19 protein-coding genes and 1 pseudogene are annotated in these 18921 nt (G+C 42.3%); 11 read left to right on the top strand and 9 right to left on the bottom strand.

The window, feature by feature from the left end:
- Window positions 1-183 (top strand): annotated as a pseudogene (locus RTR63_RS07460) (acyl-ACP--UDP-N-acetylglucosamine O-acyltransferase); the annotation flags it as partial.
- A 104-nt stretch (window positions 184-287) separates the two neighbouring features.
- Here the strand turns inward: RTR63_RS07460 and tgt are convergent.
- The 4 genes from tgt to RTR63_RS07480 form a co-directional block, all read right to left on the bottom strand.
- On the bottom strand, window positions 288-1424 hold the full coding sequence (tgt, locus tag RTR63_RS07465) for a tRNA guanosine(34) transglycosylase Tgt (RefSeq protein WP_312523542.1): 1137 nt from the start codon (window positions 1422-1424) through the stop codon (window positions 288-290).
- Between the two features lie 67 nt (window positions 1425-1491).
- Window positions 1492-2055 (bottom strand): hypothetical protein, encoded by a 564-nt coding sequence (locus RTR63_RS07470; protein ID WP_095355527.1) that lies wholly within the window; start codon window positions 2053-2055, stop codon window positions 1492-1494.
- On the bottom strand, window positions 2055-3128 hold the full coding sequence (gene queA, locus RTR63_RS07475) for a tRNA preQ1(34) S-adenosylmethionine ribosyltransferase-isomerase QueA (protein ID WP_203171799.1): 1074 nt from the start codon (window positions 3126-3128) through the stop codon (window positions 2055-2057). Before queA ends, RTR63_RS07470 begins: the two co-directional genes overlap by 1 nt.
- A gap of 7 nt (window positions 3129-3135) precedes the next feature.
- Window positions 3136-3717, bottom strand: a complete 582-nt coding sequence (locus tag RTR63_RS07480; protein ID WP_312523544.1) for an acyl-CoA thioesterase — start codon at window positions 3715-3717, stop codon at window positions 3136-3138.
- Window positions 3718-3832: 115 nt separating this feature from the next.
- Between RTR63_RS07480 and RTR63_RS07485 the strand changes: the two genes are divergently transcribed.
- A complete protein-coding gene (locus tag RTR63_RS07485; RefSeq protein ID WP_312523546.1) occupies window positions 3833-4411 on the top strand; it encodes a DUF924 family protein in 579 nt (192 codons plus the stop codon).
- Here the strand turns inward: RTR63_RS07485 and queG are convergent.
- Window positions 4408-5535, bottom strand: a complete 1128-nt coding sequence (gene queG, locus RTR63_RS07490) for a tRNA epoxyqueuosine(34) reductase QueG (RefSeq protein WP_312523549.1) — start codon at window positions 5533-5535, stop codon at window positions 4408-4410. The genes RTR63_RS07485 and queG overlap by 4 nt on opposite strands.
- Before the next feature lie 70 nt (window positions 5536-5605).
- Between queG and RTR63_RS07495 the strand changes: the two genes are divergently transcribed.
- Window positions 5606-7282 carry an NAD(P)H-hydrate dehydratase gene (locus tag RTR63_RS07495; protein ID WP_312523551.1) on the top strand — a complete coding sequence of 559 codons (1677 nt, stop codon included), beginning with the start codon at window positions 5606-5608 and terminating at the stop codon, window positions 7280-7282.
- Window positions 7283-7393: 111 nt separating this feature from the next.
- On the opposite strand, the gene RTR63_RS07500 is transcribed toward RTR63_RS07495, so the two are convergent.
- The gene (locus tag RTR63_RS07500) at window positions 7394-7870 is read right to left on the bottom strand and encodes a DUF4124 domain-containing protein (protein WP_160001937.1); all 477 of its coding nucleotides are present in this window, start codon (window positions 7868-7870) and stop codon (window positions 7394-7396) included.
- Between the two features lie 758 nt (window positions 7871-8628).
- Between RTR63_RS07500 and RTR63_RS07505 the strand changes: the two genes are divergently transcribed.
- From RTR63_RS07505 to RTR63_RS07540, 8 genes are all read left to right on the top strand, one after another.
- Complete coding sequence (locus RTR63_RS07505) at window positions 8629-10344, top strand: acetolactate synthase 3 large subunit (RefSeq protein ID WP_172823569.1); 1716 nt, start codon at window positions 8629-8631, stop codon at window positions 10342-10344.
- Window positions 10344-10835, top strand: a complete 492-nt coding sequence (gene ilvN, locus RTR63_RS07510) for an acetolactate synthase small subunit (protein ID WP_203171804.1) — start codon at window positions 10344-10346, stop codon at window positions 10833-10835. Before RTR63_RS07505 ends, ilvN begins: the two co-directional genes overlap by 1 nt.
- 48 nt (window positions 10836-10883) lie before the next feature.
- Complete coding sequence (gene ilvC / locus RTR63_RS07515) at window positions 10884-11900, top strand: ketol-acid reductoisomerase (RefSeq protein ID WP_007116783.1); 1017 nt, start codon at window positions 10884-10886, stop codon at window positions 11898-11900.
- A 148-nt stretch (window positions 11901-12048) separates the two neighbouring features.
- Window positions 12049-12588 carry a hypothetical protein gene (locus RTR63_RS07520; protein WP_312523553.1) on the top strand — a complete coding sequence of 180 codons (540 nt, stop codon included), beginning with the start codon at window positions 12049-12051 and terminating at the stop codon, window positions 12586-12588.
- A gap of 212 nt (window positions 12589-12800) precedes the next feature.
- Window positions 12801-13013, top strand: a complete 213-nt coding sequence (locus tag RTR63_RS07525) for a cold-shock protein (protein ID WP_007116781.1) — start codon at window positions 12801-12803, stop codon at window positions 13011-13013.
- Between the two features lie 469 nt (window positions 13014-13482).
- Complete coding sequence (locus RTR63_RS07530; protein WP_099807962.1) at window positions 13483-14232, top strand: electron transfer flavoprotein subunit beta/FixA family protein; 750 nt, start codon at window positions 13483-13485, stop codon at window positions 14230-14232.
- 68 nt (window positions 14233-14300) lie between these two features.
- Window positions 14301-15233, top strand: a complete 933-nt coding sequence (locus RTR63_RS07535) for an electron transfer flavoprotein subunit alpha/FixB family protein (protein ID WP_060994967.1) — start codon at window positions 14301-14303, stop codon at window positions 15231-15233.
- A gap of 207 nt (window positions 15234-15440) precedes the next feature.
- On the top strand, window positions 15441-16076 hold the full coding sequence (locus RTR63_RS07540) for a hypothetical protein (RefSeq protein WP_312523555.1): 636 nt from the start codon (window positions 15441-15443) through the stop codon (window positions 16074-16076).
- A gap of 89 nt (window positions 16077-16165) precedes the next feature.
- On the opposite strand, the gene corA is transcribed toward RTR63_RS07540, so the two are convergent.
- From corA to RTR63_RS07555, 3 genes are all read right to left on the bottom strand, one after another.
- A complete protein-coding gene (corA, locus tag RTR63_RS07545; protein WP_227522698.1) occupies window positions 16166-17326 on the bottom strand; it encodes a magnesium/cobalt transporter CorA in 1161 nt (386 codons plus the stop codon).
- A gap of 505 nt (window positions 17327-17831) precedes the next feature.
- Window positions 17832-18215, bottom strand: a complete 384-nt coding sequence (locus RTR63_RS07550) for a DUF2237 family protein (protein WP_065252584.1) — start codon at window positions 18213-18215, stop codon at window positions 17832-17834.
- Between the two features lie 44 nt (window positions 18216-18259).
- On the bottom strand, window positions 18260-18853 hold the full coding sequence (locus tag RTR63_RS07555) for a glutathione S-transferase N-terminal domain-containing protein (protein WP_312523557.1): 594 nt from the start codon (window positions 18851-18853) through the stop codon (window positions 18260-18262).
- Between the last annotated feature and the right edge of the window lie 68 nt (window positions 18854-18921).

The following is an 18921-nucleotide window of genomic DNA, read 5'->3' on the forward strand; positions in this document are numbered from 1 at the left end:
CGCAAAGGTTGGTCAAAGCAGACTATTGATTATCTACGCCAGGCTTATCGGGTGATTTTCCGTTCAGGACTGACCAAGGAAGAAGCCATTGTAGCAGTGACCGAGCAGCTATTACCCCAAGAACCTTTGGTACAATTGCTATTGGATTCCCTGATTCATAGTGAACGTGGCTTAGTCAGATAATGTACTAAGAAAGGATAGCGTTGCTATTTAGCGTATCAACAGCAGCTTATAAAAAGTAAAAAAGAGCCAAATCGGCTCTTTTTTTATGTGTTTTTAGGTGGTTTTTATGTCAAATGCAAATCAGGTTTTGGTAAGTTTTGATGCTGATAAAAAGTATCGACAAACGCATCAAACTTATCATCTTGAATGGACTGACGGATATCTGCCATCAAGCGCTGATAGTAACGCAAATTGTGTATGGTGCCCAACTGTGCCGATAGCATTTCATTGCACTTGAACAAATGATGCAAATAGGCGCGGCTGAAATTCTGACAAGTATAACAATCACATTCGCTATCAAGCGGACTTTGGTCAAAACGGTGCACCGCATTTTTAATTTTAACGGCGCCAAAAGTGGTGAAATAATGACCATTTCGCGCATTACGTGTTGGCATCACGCAATCAAACATATCAACACCGCGGCGTACCGCTTCCACGATATCTTCAGGCTTACCCACGCCCATTAAATAACGGGGCTTGTCGGCGGGCATATCATCGGGTAAGTAATCAAGCACCGCCATCATTTCTTCTTTTGGCTCACCGACTGACAGCCCACCAATGGCATAGCCATCAAACCCAATAGCGAGCAACCCTTCTAAGGACTTTTCGCGAAGGTTGCGATACATACTGCCTTGAATAATACCAAACAAAGCATTCTTGTTACCCAGTTTTTCATGCTCATTTTTACAGCGCTCGCCCCAACGCAGCGATAATTCAAGCGATGTATCCGCTTCGCTAGGGGTCGCAGGATAGGGCGTACACTCATCAAACTGCATGACGATGTCTGAGTTCAGTGAGTATTGAATTTGCATTGATATTTCGGGGGATAAAAATACTTTTGCGCCATCAATCGGCGAGCGAAAATGCACACCTTCCTCTTTGATTTTACGCATTGCACCCAGGCTAAAGACTTGAAAACCGCCGGAATCAGTTAAAATCGGCTTATTCCAACCGATAAAGTCATGTAAGCCGCCAAATTTGTCAATGACATCGGTCGTTGGGCGCAGCCACAAATGAAAGGTATTGCCTAAGATGATTTCGGCACCGATTTCGTGGATATCCCGCGGCAGCATGCCTTTGACGGTGCCATAAGTACCGACAGGCATAAAGGCAGGGGTTTGCACATCGCCATGAGCGAGATGAACCGTACCACGGCGAGCACGGCTCTCGCCTGTAGCGTTTTTATGTAAGGTGAATTGCATATTTTGCTTTAGTAAGTTTTGCTAAAAGGCGGTATTATACCATTAACTTACGTGGCTGAAAATGCTATTAATTTTTAGTTTTTCTAATATCAATAGTAATAAAAAATAACAGGTAAGACAAAACACAAAACGTGCTAACCGCATAAATAATCACCACCCAAAGCGATTGCTTTTTTCTGTGTTCAATATGCTTGACTGCATCGGCATAATCATAAATTACTTTGCCATCGATTGAAAGTTCGTATAAAAGACGTGTGGCATCGACTTGCGATGTTTTTTGTAATGATGCCCAATCAAGGCTAACTGTTTGATTTTCTAAAGGTAAATAGTTATGCAAACAATCTTGAATATAAGGTGTGAATGGACATTGATAAAATCGTAAAGTATTTTCTGATACCACCGCCATATTTGGCAAATAGATAAGTTTGCTGTTGATTTGTTGATAAGGGGTGAATTTAGCCGTACCTTGCGAGTGAAAAAGTTCAGTTTTAGCAGGAATTGGATAGTTTAAAATCATAACTGCAGATTTAAGCGTACTAAAAAAAGCAATGCTAACTGCTAACCACAAACCAACGATTAGGTATAAAGACAATGCAGTCATTTTATTAACAAGCTGAGAAATTACTAACATCATTCTACTTTATCTAACAACATGGCATCACCGTAACTAAAGAAACGGTATTGTTGCTCGATGGCGTGCTGATAAGCCTGTTTGATGGGCTCACTGCCTGCAAACGCTGACACCAGCATCAATAGCGTGGATTTTGGCAAATGAAAATTGGTGATGAGCTTATCAATCACCCCAAACCTAAATGACGGATAAATAAAAATATCGGTGTCACCTGACCAAGCCGATAGCATCGGGTTTTCAAAACTGGCGGTTTTTTGAAACGCCGTTTCTAGCACCCGTGTCACAGTGGTACCGACCGCAATCACTTGCCCGCCACGGGCTTTGGTTTGGTTAATCAAATCGGCAGTCGCTTGGGGCAACTCAGCATATTCTGAGTGCATTTTATGGCGCAAAATATCCTCTGTCTTGACAGGGGCAAATGTGCCTGCACCGACATGCAAGGTGACAAAGGCGGTGTTGATGCCCTTGGACTTGAGTGCAGCCAATACGTTATCATCAAAATGCAAGCTTGCCGTCGGTGCGGCTACGCTGGCAAGTTTGGCTGGGTCATGAAATACCGTTTGATAGCGGGTTTCGTCATTGTCATCGGCATGGCGCTCAAAATAGGGCGGAATTGGCAGTTCACCATAGTGTTCAAGCACAGGCAATATCGGTTGGTCAAATTCTAGCAAAAATAAATTGTCCTCACGCCCCATTACCGTGGCATGAATGTTACCATCGGCAAGGCTCAACGTTTGCCCCTCTTTTGGGCTGCGGCTGGCGCGTACATGACACAAAGCGGTGTGCTTTTGGTTGCCAGTATCATCATCGGGCAAAATACGCTCAACCAATACTTCGACCGCGCCGCCACTGGCTTTTTGCCCAAACAGCCTTGCTTTCATGACCTTGGTGTCATTAAACACCACCAAGTCACCACTATTTAACAACTCTGGCAAATCCACAAATTGTTGGTCTTTGGGTTGACCATGAGCAGGCAGATACAGCAATCGAGAGGCAGAGCGCACCGCTAACGGATAGCGGGCAATGAGTTCATCGGGCAGTTGATAATCAAAATCATCTAAAGTTAAAGGCATTTATGGGTTACTCGGTGATAGCAGAATCTTTGGCAAGGTGGACATTGGCTTTAGGAAATGGACGGATTTTATCGGCGTCTGACCAAGCTTTGACCCAGTCATCAGGTGGCATATTAATATCTTTATAATCCAGCGCGCTGAGCACTTGCTTAGTCGGCAAAACCTTGCCAGTCACGATGTTGGTAATACCGGTGCGTAGCAGCGCAGAGCAAGTAGGCTGACCTTTGACCCACATGCTTTGCTCAATATAAAACCAGCGCTCATCAACAGCTATCAATCGGGTTTTGATGGTGACCTTATCAAATAAACGAACACGCTTACGATATTGGATGGTACTACCAGCGACCACCAGCCCCCAGCGATGCTTGAATAATTTTTTGGCAAGTCCTGAGCGAATGGCAAGATCGTTTCGCCCCAAATCAAACAGCGTAAAAATACGTCCGTTGTTCATTTCAAAAAAATTGTCAATGTCGTTGATATTAGCGGTCAAGGTGATTTCGCTGGTATCGGTTAATTGAAGCGAATGACCTTGTTTTTGTTTAATCGCGCTTTTGATGGCATGGGTGCCCAGTCGTAAAAAAGGATACATGGTTGTTCTCAATCTAAATTTGTGCCACATTATAGGGAAATCGCGCTTGTTTAGCAAAATTTGTCACTATAATTACCCGACAAGTCACTATAATTACTCTACACAAGGAAAGCAAATGACCAATCAATCACAGGTAGCAGCACAACCAATATCATCAGACGCTAAAAAGGTATTAGATTTTTGGTTGCAGCAAAATACTAAGCCATTTTGGTTTGCCAAAGATGAGGATTTTGATAAAACCGTAACGGCTAAATTTTTAGTCACACTTGAGCAAGCCAAACGAGGCGAGTTAGGGGATTGGCGAGCCAGTACAAAAGGGCGACTGGCAGAAATCATTGTATTGGACCAGTTTTCGCGCAATATTTTTCGAGATTCTTCACAAGCTTTTGCCCAAGATGGCATGGCGTTAGTATTGGCACAAGAAATCGTCAAACAGCCAGATTTTGACACGTTGAATCAAGACGAACGCAATTTTGCTTTAATGCCTTTTATGCATGCGGAATCGGCAAACATTCATCAGCAGGCGTTGCCATTGTTTAAAAAATACGCCAGTAACGATACATTAGCGTTTGAATATAAGCATCAAGCCATTATTGAAAGATTTGGGCGCTATCCGCACCGCAATGCGATTTTGGGTAGACAATCCAGTGATGAGGAAATCGCCTTTTTGCAACAACCCAACTCGTCATTTTAACTTTTATTAAGTTGTTGCTGGATCGCCCAATCAATATGTTCTTGTGTGTTTTCGCTTAGCATTGGGCGTTTTTGTTGCAGTTTGTCAATAATTGCTTGGCTAAACGGTGCATTTCCCAAGGCTACCGCCACATTGCGCATAAAATTGTCGTAGCCCGTGCGGCGAATCGGCGAGCCTTCAGTTTTTGTCAAAAAATCCTGTGCATCCCATGCCCATAACTCAAGTAGTGACATCTCATCTAAACGGTGACGCGGATTAAAATCCTCAATCGTCGCTAATCTGGCAAATTTATTCCAAGGACAAATCAACTGACAATCATCACAGCCAAAAATGCGATTGCCAATTTTGGGACGAAGTTCTACAGGGATTTTGCCATCTAATTCAATGGTTAAATACGAAATACACAGCCGTGCATCGACATCATAATGCCCGGTGGGTGTTTTGCGGATGGCATGGGTAGGGCACACATGAATACAAGCCCGGCAACTGCCACAATGCGATAATGTGGTTTCGATTTGCTTTTTATCCTCTGCCAAAGGCAAGCTGGTGAATAATTCCCCCAACACAAAAAATGACCCCGCTTGTGGATGAATCAGCAAAGTGTGTTTGCCTGTCCAGCCCAAACCTGCTTGCTCAGCCAACGCGCGCTCAAATATAGGCGCGGAGTCGCTAAAGGGACGAAATACAAAGTCGTTGGCATATTGCGGATAATCGGTGGTTAGTTTGTCTTGAATCAGTCTGGCTAGAGTTTTTAGTAGCCCTCGCATGGTTTTATGATAATCACGTCCTCGAGCATAGCGGGCAATAATCGCTGAGTTGGGGCGCTCGTTGTCTGGCACACTGCGTTTGGGCGGCGGCGTGACCAGATAATCTAAACGCACACTAATGATACTTTGCGTCCTATCGACTAACAGGGCAGGGTTAGCACGTTTATCATGATTGTCTTCAAAAAACAGCATATCCCCATGTTTACCTTGTGCTAACCAAGTTTGCAAGGCATCAAGCTGTTTTACAAAGATGGGATTGGCGGGATGGACAAAGCCACAATCAGCAAACCCCAACGCCTTGGCTTGCGCCTTTATCCAGCCCTTGAGAGCATTGAGTTCGTTTGTAGTGTCCAACATGCCAACAACCAGGTAAAATTAAAATGCTATTATAGCAAAATAAACACCTACCACATCATTGGAACATCTTATGCAAAGTAATGCACGGACGGATAAAAATACTGTGATGCAAAACGCCATTGCCTTATATAGCCCCAAACAAATTTATGACCTTGAAAAAAGCTGGTTTAGCAAAAATGACAGTTTCGCCTTAATGCAACAAGCTGCATGGCAACTTGCACACATCATCAAGCAGGAAAGTAGCAATCAAAAAGGCAGTCCCCCTCAAAAAAGCAATCACCTTCAAAAAAGCAGTCACTCTCAAAAATCGGTATTGGTAGTGGCAGGCGCGGGTAATAATGGCGGCGATGCTTGGTTGGTGGCGCATTATGTGAACAAGCTTTGCCCACATTGGTCAGTTACCGTAGTACAAGTCGCAGCGCCTACCACCCTCGACAGCCAAACAGCAAAGCACCTGTACCAGTCAAACTGTGCAAATGCGGCAAAATATCTGACGTTGACAGCATTTTTACAGCCATTTTATGAGCTTGGTTTAAGCTATCATTATAATGTGGTGATTGATGGGTTATTGGGGATTGGGCTCGATGGCAAGCCTAGCGGTGATTATCAGCCAATCATCCATTGGATTAATCAATACCGCAAGCAAAGTGACTCTTGTCAAGTCATCAGCATCGATGTACCCAGCGGACTTAATGCCGCTACGGGCGAAGTGTACGATGACATTGCGATTAAAGCAGACAAGACACTTTGTTTAATCGGGCGAAAGGTCGGACTGCATATCGGGGATAGTAAAGATTATGTTGGCACTGTGATTGATCTGCCTTTGCTCCCTATTGAGCAATCAAGCATCTTGTTACATTGCACGCTACCTAACTTGCCACAACGTCAGCAGGTGAGTCATAAAGGTACGTATGGTCATGTACTCATCATCGGTGGCAATCGGCTACAGGATGGGCATGGCATGGCAGGGGCGGCGATATTGGCCGCCAGTGCGGCATTGAGCAGTGGTGCAGGCAAAGTCACCGTTGCCTGTCATCGTGATTTTCATTCAGCCATTGTCACCGCTTTGCCCAATGCCATGACCGCGGATTTACACAATATCGCTAGCGTCATCGAGCTGATTGACGCGGTGGATGTGGTTGCCATCGGCATGGGTTTGGGTAGAGATAAAGTAACGTTAGAGTTATTTAACCAGTATCTTACGGCGATCAAACAATCAGAGAAACTATGTGTCATTGACGCCGATGGTTTATACCATTTGGCAGATTGGGCAGGCACGAGTGACGGTTTAAATGCGCCAATTCAACCACGATTGGGGCAGTCAAACCAACGGTTTTATCTAACACCGCATTCAGCGGAAGCAGGACGTTTGCTCAATCAACCCTATGCCGACATCGATCGAAACAAAATCAGCGCAATTCAGGCATTGGCTCACCACTATGGGGGCAATTGGCTTATCAAAGGGGCACAAACGATTGTGCTTGAACGAGACTGTCTTGAACGAGACAGTATTGATATTTGCGGCTTGGGTAATGCCGGTATGGCAACGGCTGGCATGGGCGACTGCTTGGCAGGTCTGATGGCGGGCTTATTGGGGCAAGCGATTGCCGCACCCATGCTAACCTCCGTGCTCATACATGCCAAAGCAGGTGATACGTTAGCAGAAAAAATGGGGGAATATGCGCTGCAAGCTAATCACATGGCATCGGCAATCGGTGACATCATCCATCAAATCACGGACCATTAAAATCACGGCAGGTTAAGAAGGTTCAATAAAAAAAAGGTGAGAATTCACTCACCTTTAACCTTTACACAACTTTAATTTTCATTGAATGCTAAAGTCATATAGCATTCAAAGTTATTTACAGTATTGGCTCACTGTTTGCGCGACTTGCTGACGGCGTAGCTCAATTTCACGACCATCTAAATATTTACGTTCACCTTTATTATCCATCTCATAGACGCGCCCGCCTTGGTTTAGATTAGCAAGGGTACTTTGTAAGGCTTTGCAGCGCTCCGCATCTTGCTGTTTTTTGAGTTGCTGATTTTGTGCTTCAAGCTCAGCAGCGCGTTTTTGATCGGCTGTCAGTGTTGGTGATACACCTGAAGCAGCACCTGTGCTATTGCCAGCGGTTGCAGGTGCACGACTACTAGGCCCAAGTTCACGGGTATTAACCACTTGCACTTGTCGCAAATTAACACCATTGGTCGGCGCATATTGGCTATAATGCGGCACACCATTTTTGTCAGTCCACTTGTAATAAGTTGCTGCATTTGAACTCGCCATAACGAATGGTGATAACATGAGTGATAACAAAAACAGTGGCTTTAACATTGTTTTTCCTGTGCAAGAAACGAGAAAATTATGCGATAGCCTATCACAGCTTGATAGCTTTTAGCAGTAAATTTCGACAAGATAATCGTTTAATTTCCTAAAGGTAATTTTCTAAAAACGACTGGCTCAATCAGTCCGAGATTTTAAAGTTTATTAAGCTTTAAAACCAAGCCTTAAAACCAAGCCTTAAAACGAATTCATTTATCTATAACTAAAAGTTATAAATTCTAGTAGCTTTTTTTTATTGACAAGTGTTAAAAAAACTCACATCATAAGTCCTCTACTGGTCGTTAGTAACAATTATCGTTGGTTACTAATTGGTAAAATCTAAGCTAATTGGCGCTATCCGCTAATTAGGCTCTACAATTGGATGAGAGCATTTTTTACCGTTGTTGTTGTTTATGAATCTAAACAAAAGAATCTAACAACCCTGACTTATCGGTCAACAAAGACAAAAAGTAGCCATCAATTTATACATTACGTAATTTTCGTGATGCTTTCTTTTTTGGTTATCATGCTTTTTGCCCTCGTCTGATTTGTTCACTGTTACCTTATGACGGTGTTGAAGATTCTTGCTAATCATTTAGCAATTTTTATCTAAAACAACTTCCCAGTATCATTTTTGAAGACGACCATAAAAGGTGATGACAGTGACTCAAACTACCCAAGCTCCCAATATGACGGGAGAAAACCAAACGGCTCACGCTGCACCCAATTTTGACAAAAAAACCGCCAAAGCCTCAGCAGGTGAACCTGTGATGATGTCTGGTGCAGAAATGCTGGTGCAAGCGCTAATTGACGAAGGTGTCGAATACATTTTTGGCTATCCAGGCGGCGCCGTGTTGCATATTTATGATGCGTTGTTCAAACAAGATAGCATTGAGCACATCCTCGTGCGTCACGAACAAGCAGCGGGTCATATGGCAGATGCTTATTCCCGTGTGACAGGTCAAACTGGGGTGGTATTAGCGACATCAGGTCCAGGCGCTACCAATACGGTTACCGCTATTGCTACCGCGTTTATGGATTCCATTCCGATGGTTATCATCTCAGGTCAGGTGCCTTCAAGCCTCATCGGTGATGATGCGTTCCAAGAAACTGACATGATTGGTGTGTCACGTCCTGTCGTCAAACACAGTTTTCAAGTACGTCATGCCAGCGAAATCCCAGAAATCGTGCGCAAAGCATTTTATATTGCAAGCTCTGGTCGCCCAGGCCCTGTGGTGATTGATGTACCCAAAGATAAAACTGCGCCTAACGAAAAATTCCCTTACCATTTCCCTGAGTCGGTCAGTATGCGTTCTTACCAACCATCGGTTCGCGGTCATTCAGGACAAATTCGTAAAGCCATCGAAACCTTAATTGCTGCCAAACGCCCTGTACTATATTCAGGTGGTGGCGTGATTGCATCAAACGCCAGTGCAGAATTAACCGCATTAGCCCGTTTACTTAATTTGCCGGTGACCAATACTTTGATGGGATTGGGCGCTTATCCAGGGTCGGATAAACAGTTTTTAGGTATGCTTGGGATGCATGGTACGTATGAAGCCAATATGACCATGCACAATTCAGATGTGATTTTGGCCGTGGGTGCGCGTTTTGATGACCGTGTGACCAACAATACGCAAAAATTCTGTCCAAACGCTAAAATTATCCATATTGATATCGACCCTGCATCAATCTCAAAAACCATTAACGCACATATCCCGATCGTCGGTGATGTAAAAAATGTGTTAAGCGATATGCTCGCCGTATTAACAGAAAATAACGCACAGCTTGACCAAGCCGCGTTAAATGATTGGTGGGCACAAATCAATGAATGGCGTAAACGTCATGGTCTGCGCTATGACAAAGACGACAGCCATGGCATGAAACCACAGCACGTTGTTGAGCGCTTATATGAGCTAACCCATGGTAAAGCTATCATCACCTCTGATGTGGGTCAGCACCAAATGTTTGCAGCCCTATACTATAAATACGATGAGCCGCGTCAATGGTTAAACTCAGGTGGTTTAGGCACCATGGGGGTAGGGTTGCCTTATGCAATGGCAGCCAAACTTGCTAATCCAGAGCGTGATGTGGTCTGTATCACCGGTGAAGGCTCAATTCAGATGAATATCCAAGAGCTATCAACTTGCTTACAATATAACTTACCAGTAAAGATTTTAAATCTTAACAACGCCCAGTTGGGTATGGTCAAACAATGGCAAGACATGATTTATGAAGGTCGCCATTCGCACTCTTATATGGATTCATTGCCAGATTTTGTCAAACTTGCAGAAGCTTACGGTCATGTTGGTATCCAAATCACTGACCCAGCCAAACTTGATGAACAACTTGCTTATGCCTTATCCCTCAAAGATCGATTGGTATTTATCGATGTACTCGTCGATAAAAACGAGCATGTTTATCCAATGCAATTAGCAGGTCAGTCAATGCGTGATATGTGGTTAGCCAAAGGGGAGCGTACCTAATGAAACATTTAATTTCTGTCTTAATGGAAAATGAATCAGGGTCACTGTCTCGTGTGGTTGGCTTATTTTCACAACGTGGCTACAACATCGAGACATTGAACGTCGCGCCAACCGATGACCCGACTTTATCGCGTTTGACCTTGACCACAGATACCGATCAAAATAAGATTGAGCAAGTGACCAAACAGTTGCACAAGCTGATTGAAATCGTTAAAGTAACCACGCTGACCGATAGTGTACATATTGAGCGCGAACTCATGCTGATCAAAGTGCGTGCCACGGGTAGCAACCGTGAAGAAGTGAAGCGCTGTGCGGATATCTTCCGTGCAAGTATTGTTGATATCACGTCCAATGTCTATACCATTCAAATTGTCGGTGACACCGCAAAATTGGACGGCTTTATCGAATTGATGGGACGTGAACGCATTTTAGAGGTAGTACGTTCTGGTGTTATTGGTATCGCTCGGGGTGAAAAAATCCTCAGCGTCTAAATTTACCAACCTTTTAATAGTAGTTGTTTTTTACACAAGGAAATAGTTATGAACATTTTTTATGATAAAGATTGTGATCTATCAATCATCCAAGGCAAAAAAGTTGCGATTATCGGTTACGGATCACAAGGTCACGCGCACGCATTGAACCTAAAAGACAGCGGTGTTGATGTCACAGTTGGCCTGCGCAAAGATTCATCATCTTGGAAAAAAGCAGAAAATGCCGGCCTAAAAGTGGCTGAAGTAGAAGAAGCAGTCAAGCAAGCTGACTTAGTCATGATTTTGACTCCTGATGAATTCCAAAAACAACTTTACAATGACGTGATTGAGCCAAACATCAAACAAGGTGCCACGCTTGCATTTGCCCATGGTTTCTCAATCCATTACAACCAAGTGGTACCACGCAAAGACCTAGATGTCATAATGATTGCGCCAAAAGCACCGGGTCATACCGTGCGTAACGAATTTGCCACAGGCGGCGGTATTCCTGATTTAATCGCCGTTTACCAAGATGCGTCTGGTCAAGCCAAACAAGTGGCGTTATCTTACGCGATGGGCGTCGGCGGTGGTCGTTCAGGTATCATCGAAACAACGTTCAAAGACGAAACTGAAACGGACCTATTTGGTGAGCAAGCGGTACTTTGTGGTGGTGCGGTTGAACTGGTCAAAATGGGCTTTGAAACCTTGGTTGAAGCAGGTTATGCCCCAGAAATGGCTTACTTTGAATGTCTACACGAATTAAAATTGATTGTAGACTTGATGTACCAAGGCGGTATTGCTGATATGAACTACTCAATCAGTAACAACGCAGAATACGGTGAATACGTGACAGGTTTAGAAGTTATTAACGATCAATCACGTGAAGCGATGCGTAATGCCCTAAAACGTATCCAATCAGGCGAATATGCAAAAATGTTTATCGCTGAAGGTATGTCAGGTTATCCATCAATGACAGCGCGCCGTCGTCAAACCGCTGAGCATGAAATCGAAAAAACAGGTGCCAAACTTCGCGGTATGATGCCTTGGATTACCTCAAGCAAAATCATCGACAAAGAGAAAAACTAGTTTTGCACCCAGTTAGTTTTACCAATGGCATCATACCCAATTGGTAAAACTAATAAAATGACAATAACCCTGCGCTGTGTAAAGTTACATAGACAGGGTTTTTTAGTATAAAATAATGGGTATCGATATAAAGTTTATGAGATTTGTTTTGAATATAGCGTCTGTTTGGCAGTTGTCGACTGCAACTTTTTTACACACTTTTAGCGGTATGAGTTCTTTGCCTGCATTGGCAAATCCTTTGAATTACCTGATGGGGGATAGCTATACGTTAAATTGGCAAGCAATTTATCTGGTCGGTACGTTAATTGTCGCCCTACTGATTGCCTATGAATCCATAGTTTTGAAGAAAAACTTAGGAAAATTGCCGCAATCAACGTTATTTAGCGTGAGCTCCATATTAGAAACTGTGTGGCTTATGGTATCTGTGGTCGCCGTATATTATGGCGGATTTAGTAGCATCGCCAAAGTCGTGCCATTTGCCTATATTTTATATAGCATATTTGGTTGGATTTATGGATTTTATCTACTCAAAGACCAGGCGGGTGATATTAAAGATGTCGATGACATGAGTATGCCCATCAAATATATGGACTATAGCCTATCATTTTCACTGGTGATTACGGTGACCAGCATTGCGATATTTATCAATATGTTGATGAACGGTGTTATCGCCTTTAATCTAGCTTAATAAAGTCAATTTAAAATCCCTTTTTAATTGTAACTTTGTGGTAAAAAGTTCAAAAAATAGTAGGTGAAACGCTAAAACTAGGCTATACTGTGATTATTCGCTAAAATACACTTAACAAATTTTTGGCGATGACAATTTATAACACCCTGTATTTACCTAAGTAATTGCAAGCGTTATAGATAACATAGTTAATTTTTAATGTAGGATTTTTTATGTCAGATAAAGCTACTGGTACTGTAAAATGGTTCAATGAGAGCAAAGGTTTCGGCTTCATCGCTCAAGACAATGGCGGTCAAGACGTTTTTGCTCATTACAGTGCAATCCAAGGTTCAGGTTTTAAAACACTTAAAGAAGGTCAACGTGTGAGCTTCGTATTGAGCCAAGGTCAAAAAGGCCCACAAGCCGAACAAATCGAAGCACAATAATAATAACTACAAGCTTAATTGTTTGTTTATTAACTGCTTATCTTAATTAGCTTGCAATAAAGAAAAACAACCAGACGATAGGTTGTTTTTTTTTGCGCGTTTGTTTTGTGTTCCATATTCATATCAAACACGAGACATTGTATGTTGAATATTTAGTTAAAAAATTTCCCTAATTATTTTAGTTATGATATATTCGAAAAATTCAAGAATTTTTGATGTTTTCCAACCATTTTTTTATGACTTAAAATTCATAGGATTTTCTTGATTTGTTGGGTAAGTTATCGCAACATATATTATTAACGAAGATAATGGGTATTGTGAGTATTCACAGTATAAGTATTCTTTTTAGCTTGCTAAGTTAGCTCACCAAGCTAGTTTAAGTTAAGAAGAATAGGATGTTCATTTTATCATGACTGGGGATACTTGGATTTATCCTCCTTTTTTAATTCATATAACAAACGAGGAACGTATGAAAGCATTAGTTGCTGTTAAACGTGTAGTTGACTATAACGTAAAAGTTCGTGTAAAAGCGGACAACACTGGTGTTGACCTAACCAATGTTAAAATGTCTGTAAACCCATTTGATGAGATTGCTGTGGAAGAAGCTGTACGCCTACAAGAAGCGGGCGTGGTCTCTGAAATTGTTGTTGTATCTATCGGTCCAAAAGAAGCACAAGAACAAATCCGTGGCGCAATGGCACTGGGTGCAGATCGTGGTATTTTAGTTGAAACTACCGACACTGTGCGTCCACTACAAGTCGCAAAAATTTTAAAAGCGATTGCACAAGCTGAAGCTGCTGACATCATTTTACTAGGCAAACAAGCGATTGATGATGACAACAACCAAACAGGTCAAATGCTAGCGGCATTGATGGATGTAGGTCAAGCAACCTTTGCATCACAAGTAAAAGTCGAAGGTGGTAGCGTCAATGTAACACGTGAAATCGATGGTGGCTTACAAACCGTTCAGTTATCTTTACCTGCGGTTATCACCACTGATTTACGTTTAAATGAACCACGTTATGCCAAACTGCCTAACATCATGAAAGCGAAGAAAAAACCATTAGAAGAGAAAAAACCAGAAGATTATGGTGTTTCTACCGCTAGTAACATTCAAATCGTAAAAGTAACGCCACCTGCAGAACGTAAAGCGGGTGTTAAAGTTAAATCGGTTGACGAGTTGGTCGATAAATTAAGAAATGAAGCTAAAGTTATCTAATCATTTAACTACCTTCAATTTAATTCGTCATTTAACGATAGCGATTATCAAATATTAAGGAAAATCTCATGGCAATTTTAGTATATGCAGAACATGATAATAAAGAGCTGAAAAAAGCAACACTCAACACCGTAACGGCAGCAAGCAAAATCGGTGGCGATATCGTTGTGTTAGTTGCAGGTCTTGGCTGTGAAGCCGTAGCAGAACAAGCCGCTAAAGTAGCGGGTGTATCAAAGGTGCTTTGCGCAAGTAACGCTGCTTTTGAGCATCAACTGGCTGAAAACGTCGCTAAACTCGTGGTATCGCTTGCAGGTGATTATAGCCATATCGTTGCACCAGCAACAACCACAGGTAAAAACTTCTTACCACGCGTTGCCGCTTTGTTAGACGTAAATATGCTAACTGATGTAACCGCTGTGATTGATGCAGAGACATTTGAGCGTCCAATCTACGCAGGCAATGCCATTGCAACGGTTAAAGATACTGAAAGCAAAAAAGTTATCACAGTTCGTACCACTGCATTTGATGCAGCGGCAGCAGAAGGCGGCGCAGCCAGTATAGAACAAGTAAGCGCAGGCGAAGATGCGGGCAAATCAAAATTTGTCGGTGAAGAGTTAGCAAAATCTGATCGTCCAGAATTAACTGCTGCAGAGATTGTTGTATCAGGTGGTCGTGCATTAGCCAGCGGTGAAAACTTCACCAAGTATATTGAGCCACTGGCTGATAAGCTAGGTGCTGCGATGGGTGCATCACGTGCGGCAGTTGACGCAGGTTATGTGCCAAACGACCTACAAGTGGGTCAAACGGGTAAAATTGTTGCGCCAAACCTATATATCGCCGCAGGTATCTCAGGTGCTATTCAGCATTTGGCAGGTATGAAAGATTCAAAAGTTATCGTTGCCATCAACAATGACCCAGAAGCGCCTATCTCTCAAGTAGCTGATTATTTCCTAGAAGGTGATATTTTTACAGTCTTGCCAGAACTAACTAGCAAATTGTAATTGCCGCTATCATAAGCTACTAAGCGATAAATATATAGGCGATAAATATAAAAAAACCTCATGCTTTTTGAGGTTTTTTTATTTGCTATTTATAGGCTAAGCAGTGACTTAATTATCGCTAAAAGTATATTGATTGTTGTATAGCGACTAGGTAATATAATAAAAATTATGGGATTTTATTGATAGTAAATTTTTTGGAAATAAATCGTGAAAATGGATTTAAAAAAATTCCGTACAGAAATGCAGCAGCGGCTTAGCGAGCAGCAACTAGACAATGTGAAAGTACGTCCCTTTATCTGTTCAGGGTCACCCCTTAATTGCAAAATTATGATGGTCGGCTACAATCCAGCTCGCGAAGTTAATTTAGACGTGTTTGATGCCGATATTTGGCATGATGACATAGGGTTTGATCGTGAATCGTTTGCTGAGCATTATGACATCGCTAGCTACAATGATGATTTACAGTGGAATCGCAACCATATATTTCAGCAAAATTTGATTGATGGAATCTCAAATCATCCTGTGATTGAAACTTACCTTTATAGTGTTATCACCCCTAAAAAGACTTTATTAAGCCCTCAGCATAAACACACGCATCTATTTGATTGGCTATATGGTATTCTCAAACCTGTTTTAATCATTACCCAAAATATGGATGTCATTAAATATTTTGAGCGAGAAGCCAATAAAACTCTTGTGAGAAATACATTTAACGCCATTACTTATCGCGATTTACACTGTGTGATTTTGCCCATCAGCCATTTATCCAAAAAATGGAATGACACCGAAATGTACCATTTGAAAGCAGAAATTGATGAGCTGTTTAATTTAATTACTGTTTAGAGAATAGTGTTTAATTGATAAATTTATAAACCAATAATAAAAAAGCTTAACAGCATCATCTGTTAAGCTTTTATAATTAAAGATAAAATTTATAACCAACCTGCCTTTTTAAAGCGATAGTAAAGCGTGAAACAAATGGTCAAAATAACGGCTAATAAGACATAGTAGGCATAATGCATTTTTAGTTCAGGCATATTTTCAAAGTTCATCCCATAAATCCCTGCGACCGCGGTCGGAACCGCGAGGATACCTGCCCAAGCGGCAAGTTTTCGTACCACATCATTCTGACCCGTATTTACCACTGCCATGTAAGTATCCATGGCAACACTGAGCATTTCGTTGAGTCCATTGACCGCATCGAGCGCACGCAGTAGATGGTCATTGACGTCGCGAAAATACGGTTTGGCTTGGCTAGGGAAACTTGGAATCAAATCAGTCTTTTTATGATTGATGAAAAAATTACAGATATCTTGTACAGGTAAGATGACAGCACGCATATGTACGAGCTGTGATTTTAATTCATACAAATTGCGCAGTGTATGCTTGTTAAAGTTTTCGGAGAAAATTTCCCGTTCTTGCTCGCGCAAATAACGTCCTAATTTTTCAGTAATAGGTAAATAGTTGTCGACGATAAAGTCTAAGATGGCGTGCAGCACAAAGATGGGTCCAAGGCGCAATTTTTCTGGTCGGCGATGGCAAAAGTCTCGCACACTTTGGTAGCTATGAGAGGCACCTTGACGAATAGTGATGATATATTGCTTGCCCATAAAGATAGCCGTAGTGCCATAACGAATGGTGTTTTCGGTCAATTTGGCGGTTCGTACCACCACGAACACGCTATCATTACCATAGCTTTCAACTTTGGCGCGTTGATGTTCAGCAAAAGCATCTTCAATGGCAAGTTCGTGCAAGTCAAATGCCTCTTGAACTTCTCGAATGGTTTCGATACTTGGGTCATGCAGTCCTACCCAAACAAATACGTTGTTGTTGGATAATTCGCGGCGCACATCATCAAGTTTAATCTCGCCGATTTTTTCCCCAGATTTACGAGAGTAGGCGAAGCAGTTGGCAATCTCATTTTTCCCTTTAAAGCGATCTTCGGTGATTTCAGCTTCAGGGTTGTACTCAGGGGGTGGTACATCGGTCGGTGCATAGACTTCGACAGTGCCGTCATCGTCATAATTTTCGCCATAGATATAACTATCATCACCGTGCAAATCGAGTTCTTCATCAGTGATTTCATCATACATGACATCCGCATTGGCAAGGGTAAAAGAATCCGTCGACATATCATGTGGCGGATTAAGCGCTGAGGCTAAAGGCGGCGTTACGCGCTGGGTCGTCTGAGTGGGGTGCTCTAATAAATCGTCGCTGCGCTCAGATAAATTTTTGTTTTGGTGGGGTGGCGTCATAACCAAAAACCTCGCTATCACGATTTGAAAGAGTTGTATCAGATCGAATAAATGTGTCCAGTCGTTATCAAAGTACTAAAAGGTAGCAACCACAAAACAGCAAGTAAACATCAAAGTAGGCAAATGCGCCTGTGTGTTCTTGCTATTTTGTAATTCTCAGTGATTTTTAAACGAATAAAAAAGAAGTCATGCATTGACAATGCAATCATACGGCTAAAATTAGATGGATAATGATAACAGTGAAAAATGACAATCTCAAGATAATTATACGTGACAGACCGCTAAAACCTAGATTAATCTCGTTAACCATAGGCTTAGCAACGGTCATTTTTTCACTATCGCCTTAAATAGCATACTGCTGCAGTGTCTCTATATCTACTAACTCTAAGAGACTCTCATGACATGCGGCAAGTTTTAGCGGCGGCGCAACCCCCGCATCCAATGCTTCCACCCAGCGCAGGGCACACACGCACCAAAAATCATTGGGCTGCAGCCCTGGAAAACCAAATTCGGGTAAAGGCGTCACCAAATCATTGCCTTTGGCAACAGAAAATTCTAAGAATTCTCGGGTCATTTTGGCGCAAACCGTGTGTAAGCCGACGTCACCAGCGCCAGTATGACAAAAACCATTTCGATAATAACCTGTTAACGGGTCAAAACAGCAACTCGCTAATGCGGTACCCAGTACATTGGTTTGGTTTAATTCAGCTTTTGGATGATAGGACATAGTGAGCTCTTTTTACGTTTTGATTGGGCTAGATGGATGATTGGCTAAAGTTGAGAGATAGATGTTGGTAGTTTTTCTAAAGCAGTACTCTGAGTTTTTTGCATAAAATCTCGCTGATAAAATTGCTCCAGTGCCGCTTTGTTTGCCTCAGTGACTGCCTTGTCAAACACCTCAGCCAAACGTAATTTTAAATACCCTAAGGCAATGCCAAAAAAGATTTGGCCGAGCGCATCGCTTTGTGCATCGAGCTGTGGTGCATTGGGGAGTAAATTCGACAATAGACTGGTGGAGCGCTCAATAAATGGATGTGGGGCAGCACTTGCTGGCTGAAAGCGCTCGGTGGCAAAGGCGCGAACAGCTTGATTGATAATGCCGAGGCTCAGGCTGATTAAAGCGGCAGATTTTTCATCAGCGAAAATTTGCGGCATCAGATGCGCCAAAATCACACTGCTTTCTGTGATGAGTAATTGATTATCGGTGAGCAGAGCAGGGACTTGGCTAAAAGGGTTGACCGCTAATAATTCTTGTGGGTTTTCCCAAGGCATGACAAATATAAGCTCGGCATCAATTTGCTGGCATAAACAGGCGACCATCACGAGACGGGCGAAAGGGAAAGTGGTTGAGACAAAGAGTTTCATGGGTGAATTGGATTTCCCTATACTGGTTGCATGGGTGTAAGTTTTAATAAATAAGTTTCAATAAAATT

The organism is Moraxella sp. CTOTU47724, from assembly GCF_032014955.1.
GTDB classification, from domain to species: Bacteria; Pseudomonadota; Gammaproteobacteria; order Pseudomonadales; family Moraxellaceae; genus Faucicola; species Faucicola tetraodonis.

What these genes read in the sequence shown, in the direction of transcription:
- tgt (WP_312523542.1), bottom strand. Translation starts at nt 1,424, where the DNA reads ATGCAATTCACCTTACATAAAAACGCTACAGGCGAGAGCCGTGCTCGC.
- RTR63_RS07470 (WP_095355527.1), bottom strand. Translation starts at nt 2,055, where the DNA reads ATGTTAGTAATTTCTCAGCTTGTTAATAAAATGACTGCATTGTCTTTA.
- queA (WP_203171799.1), bottom strand. Translation starts at nt 3,128, where the DNA reads ATGCCTTTAACTTTAGATGATTTTGATTATCAACTGCCCGATGAACTC.
- RTR63_RS07480 (WP_312523544.1), bottom strand. Translation starts at nt 3,717, where the DNA reads ATGTATCCTTTTTTACGACTGGGCACCCATGCCATCAAAAGCGCGATT.
- RTR63_RS07485 (WP_312523546.1), top strand. Translation starts at nt 3,833, where the DNA reads ATGACCAATCAATCACAGGTAGCAGCACAACCAATATCATCAGACGCT.
- queG (WP_312523549.1), bottom strand. Translation starts at nt 5,535, where the DNA reads ATGTTGGACACTACAAACGAACTCAATGCTCTCAAGGGCTGGATAAAG.
- RTR63_RS07495 (WP_312523551.1), top strand. Translation starts at nt 5,606, where the DNA reads ATGCAAAGTAATGCACGGACGGATAAAAATACTGTGATGCAAAACGCC.
- RTR63_RS07500 (WP_160001937.1), bottom strand. Translation starts at nt 7,870, where the DNA reads ATGTTAAAGCCACTGTTTTTGTTATCACTCATGTTATCACCATTCGTT.
- RTR63_RS07505 (WP_172823569.1), top strand. Translation starts at nt 8,629, where the DNA reads ATGATGTCTGGTGCAGAAATGCTGGTGCAAGCGCTAATTGACGAAGGT.
- ilvN (WP_203171804.1), top strand. Translation starts at nt 10,344, where the DNA reads ATGAAACATTTAATTTCTGTCTTAATGGAAAATGAATCAGGGTCACTG.
- ilvC (WP_007116783.1), top strand. Translation starts at nt 10,884, where the DNA reads ATGAACATTTTTTATGATAAAGATTGTGATCTATCAATCATCCAAGGC.
- RTR63_RS07525 (WP_007116781.1), top strand. Translation starts at nt 12,801, where the DNA reads ATGTCAGATAAAGCTACTGGTACTGTAAAATGGTTCAATGAGAGCAAA.
- RTR63_RS07530 (WP_099807962.1), top strand. Translation starts at nt 13,483, where the DNA reads ATGAAAGCATTAGTTGCTGTTAAACGTGTAGTTGACTATAACGTAAAA.
- RTR63_RS07535 (WP_060994967.1), top strand. Translation starts at nt 14,301, where the DNA reads ATGGCAATTTTAGTATATGCAGAACATGATAATAAAGAGCTGAAAAAA.
- corA (WP_227522698.1), bottom strand. Translation starts at nt 17,326, where the DNA reads ATGTATGATGAAATCACTGATGAAGAACTCGATTTGCACGGTGATGAT.
- RTR63_RS07550 (WP_065252584.1), bottom strand. Translation starts at nt 18,215, where the DNA reads ATGTCCTATCATCCAAAAGCTGAATTAAACCAAACCAATGTACTGGGT.
- RTR63_RS07555 (WP_312523557.1), bottom strand. Translation starts at nt 18,853, where the DNA reads ATGAAACTCTTTGTCTCAACCACTTTCCCTTTCGCCCGTCTCGTGATG.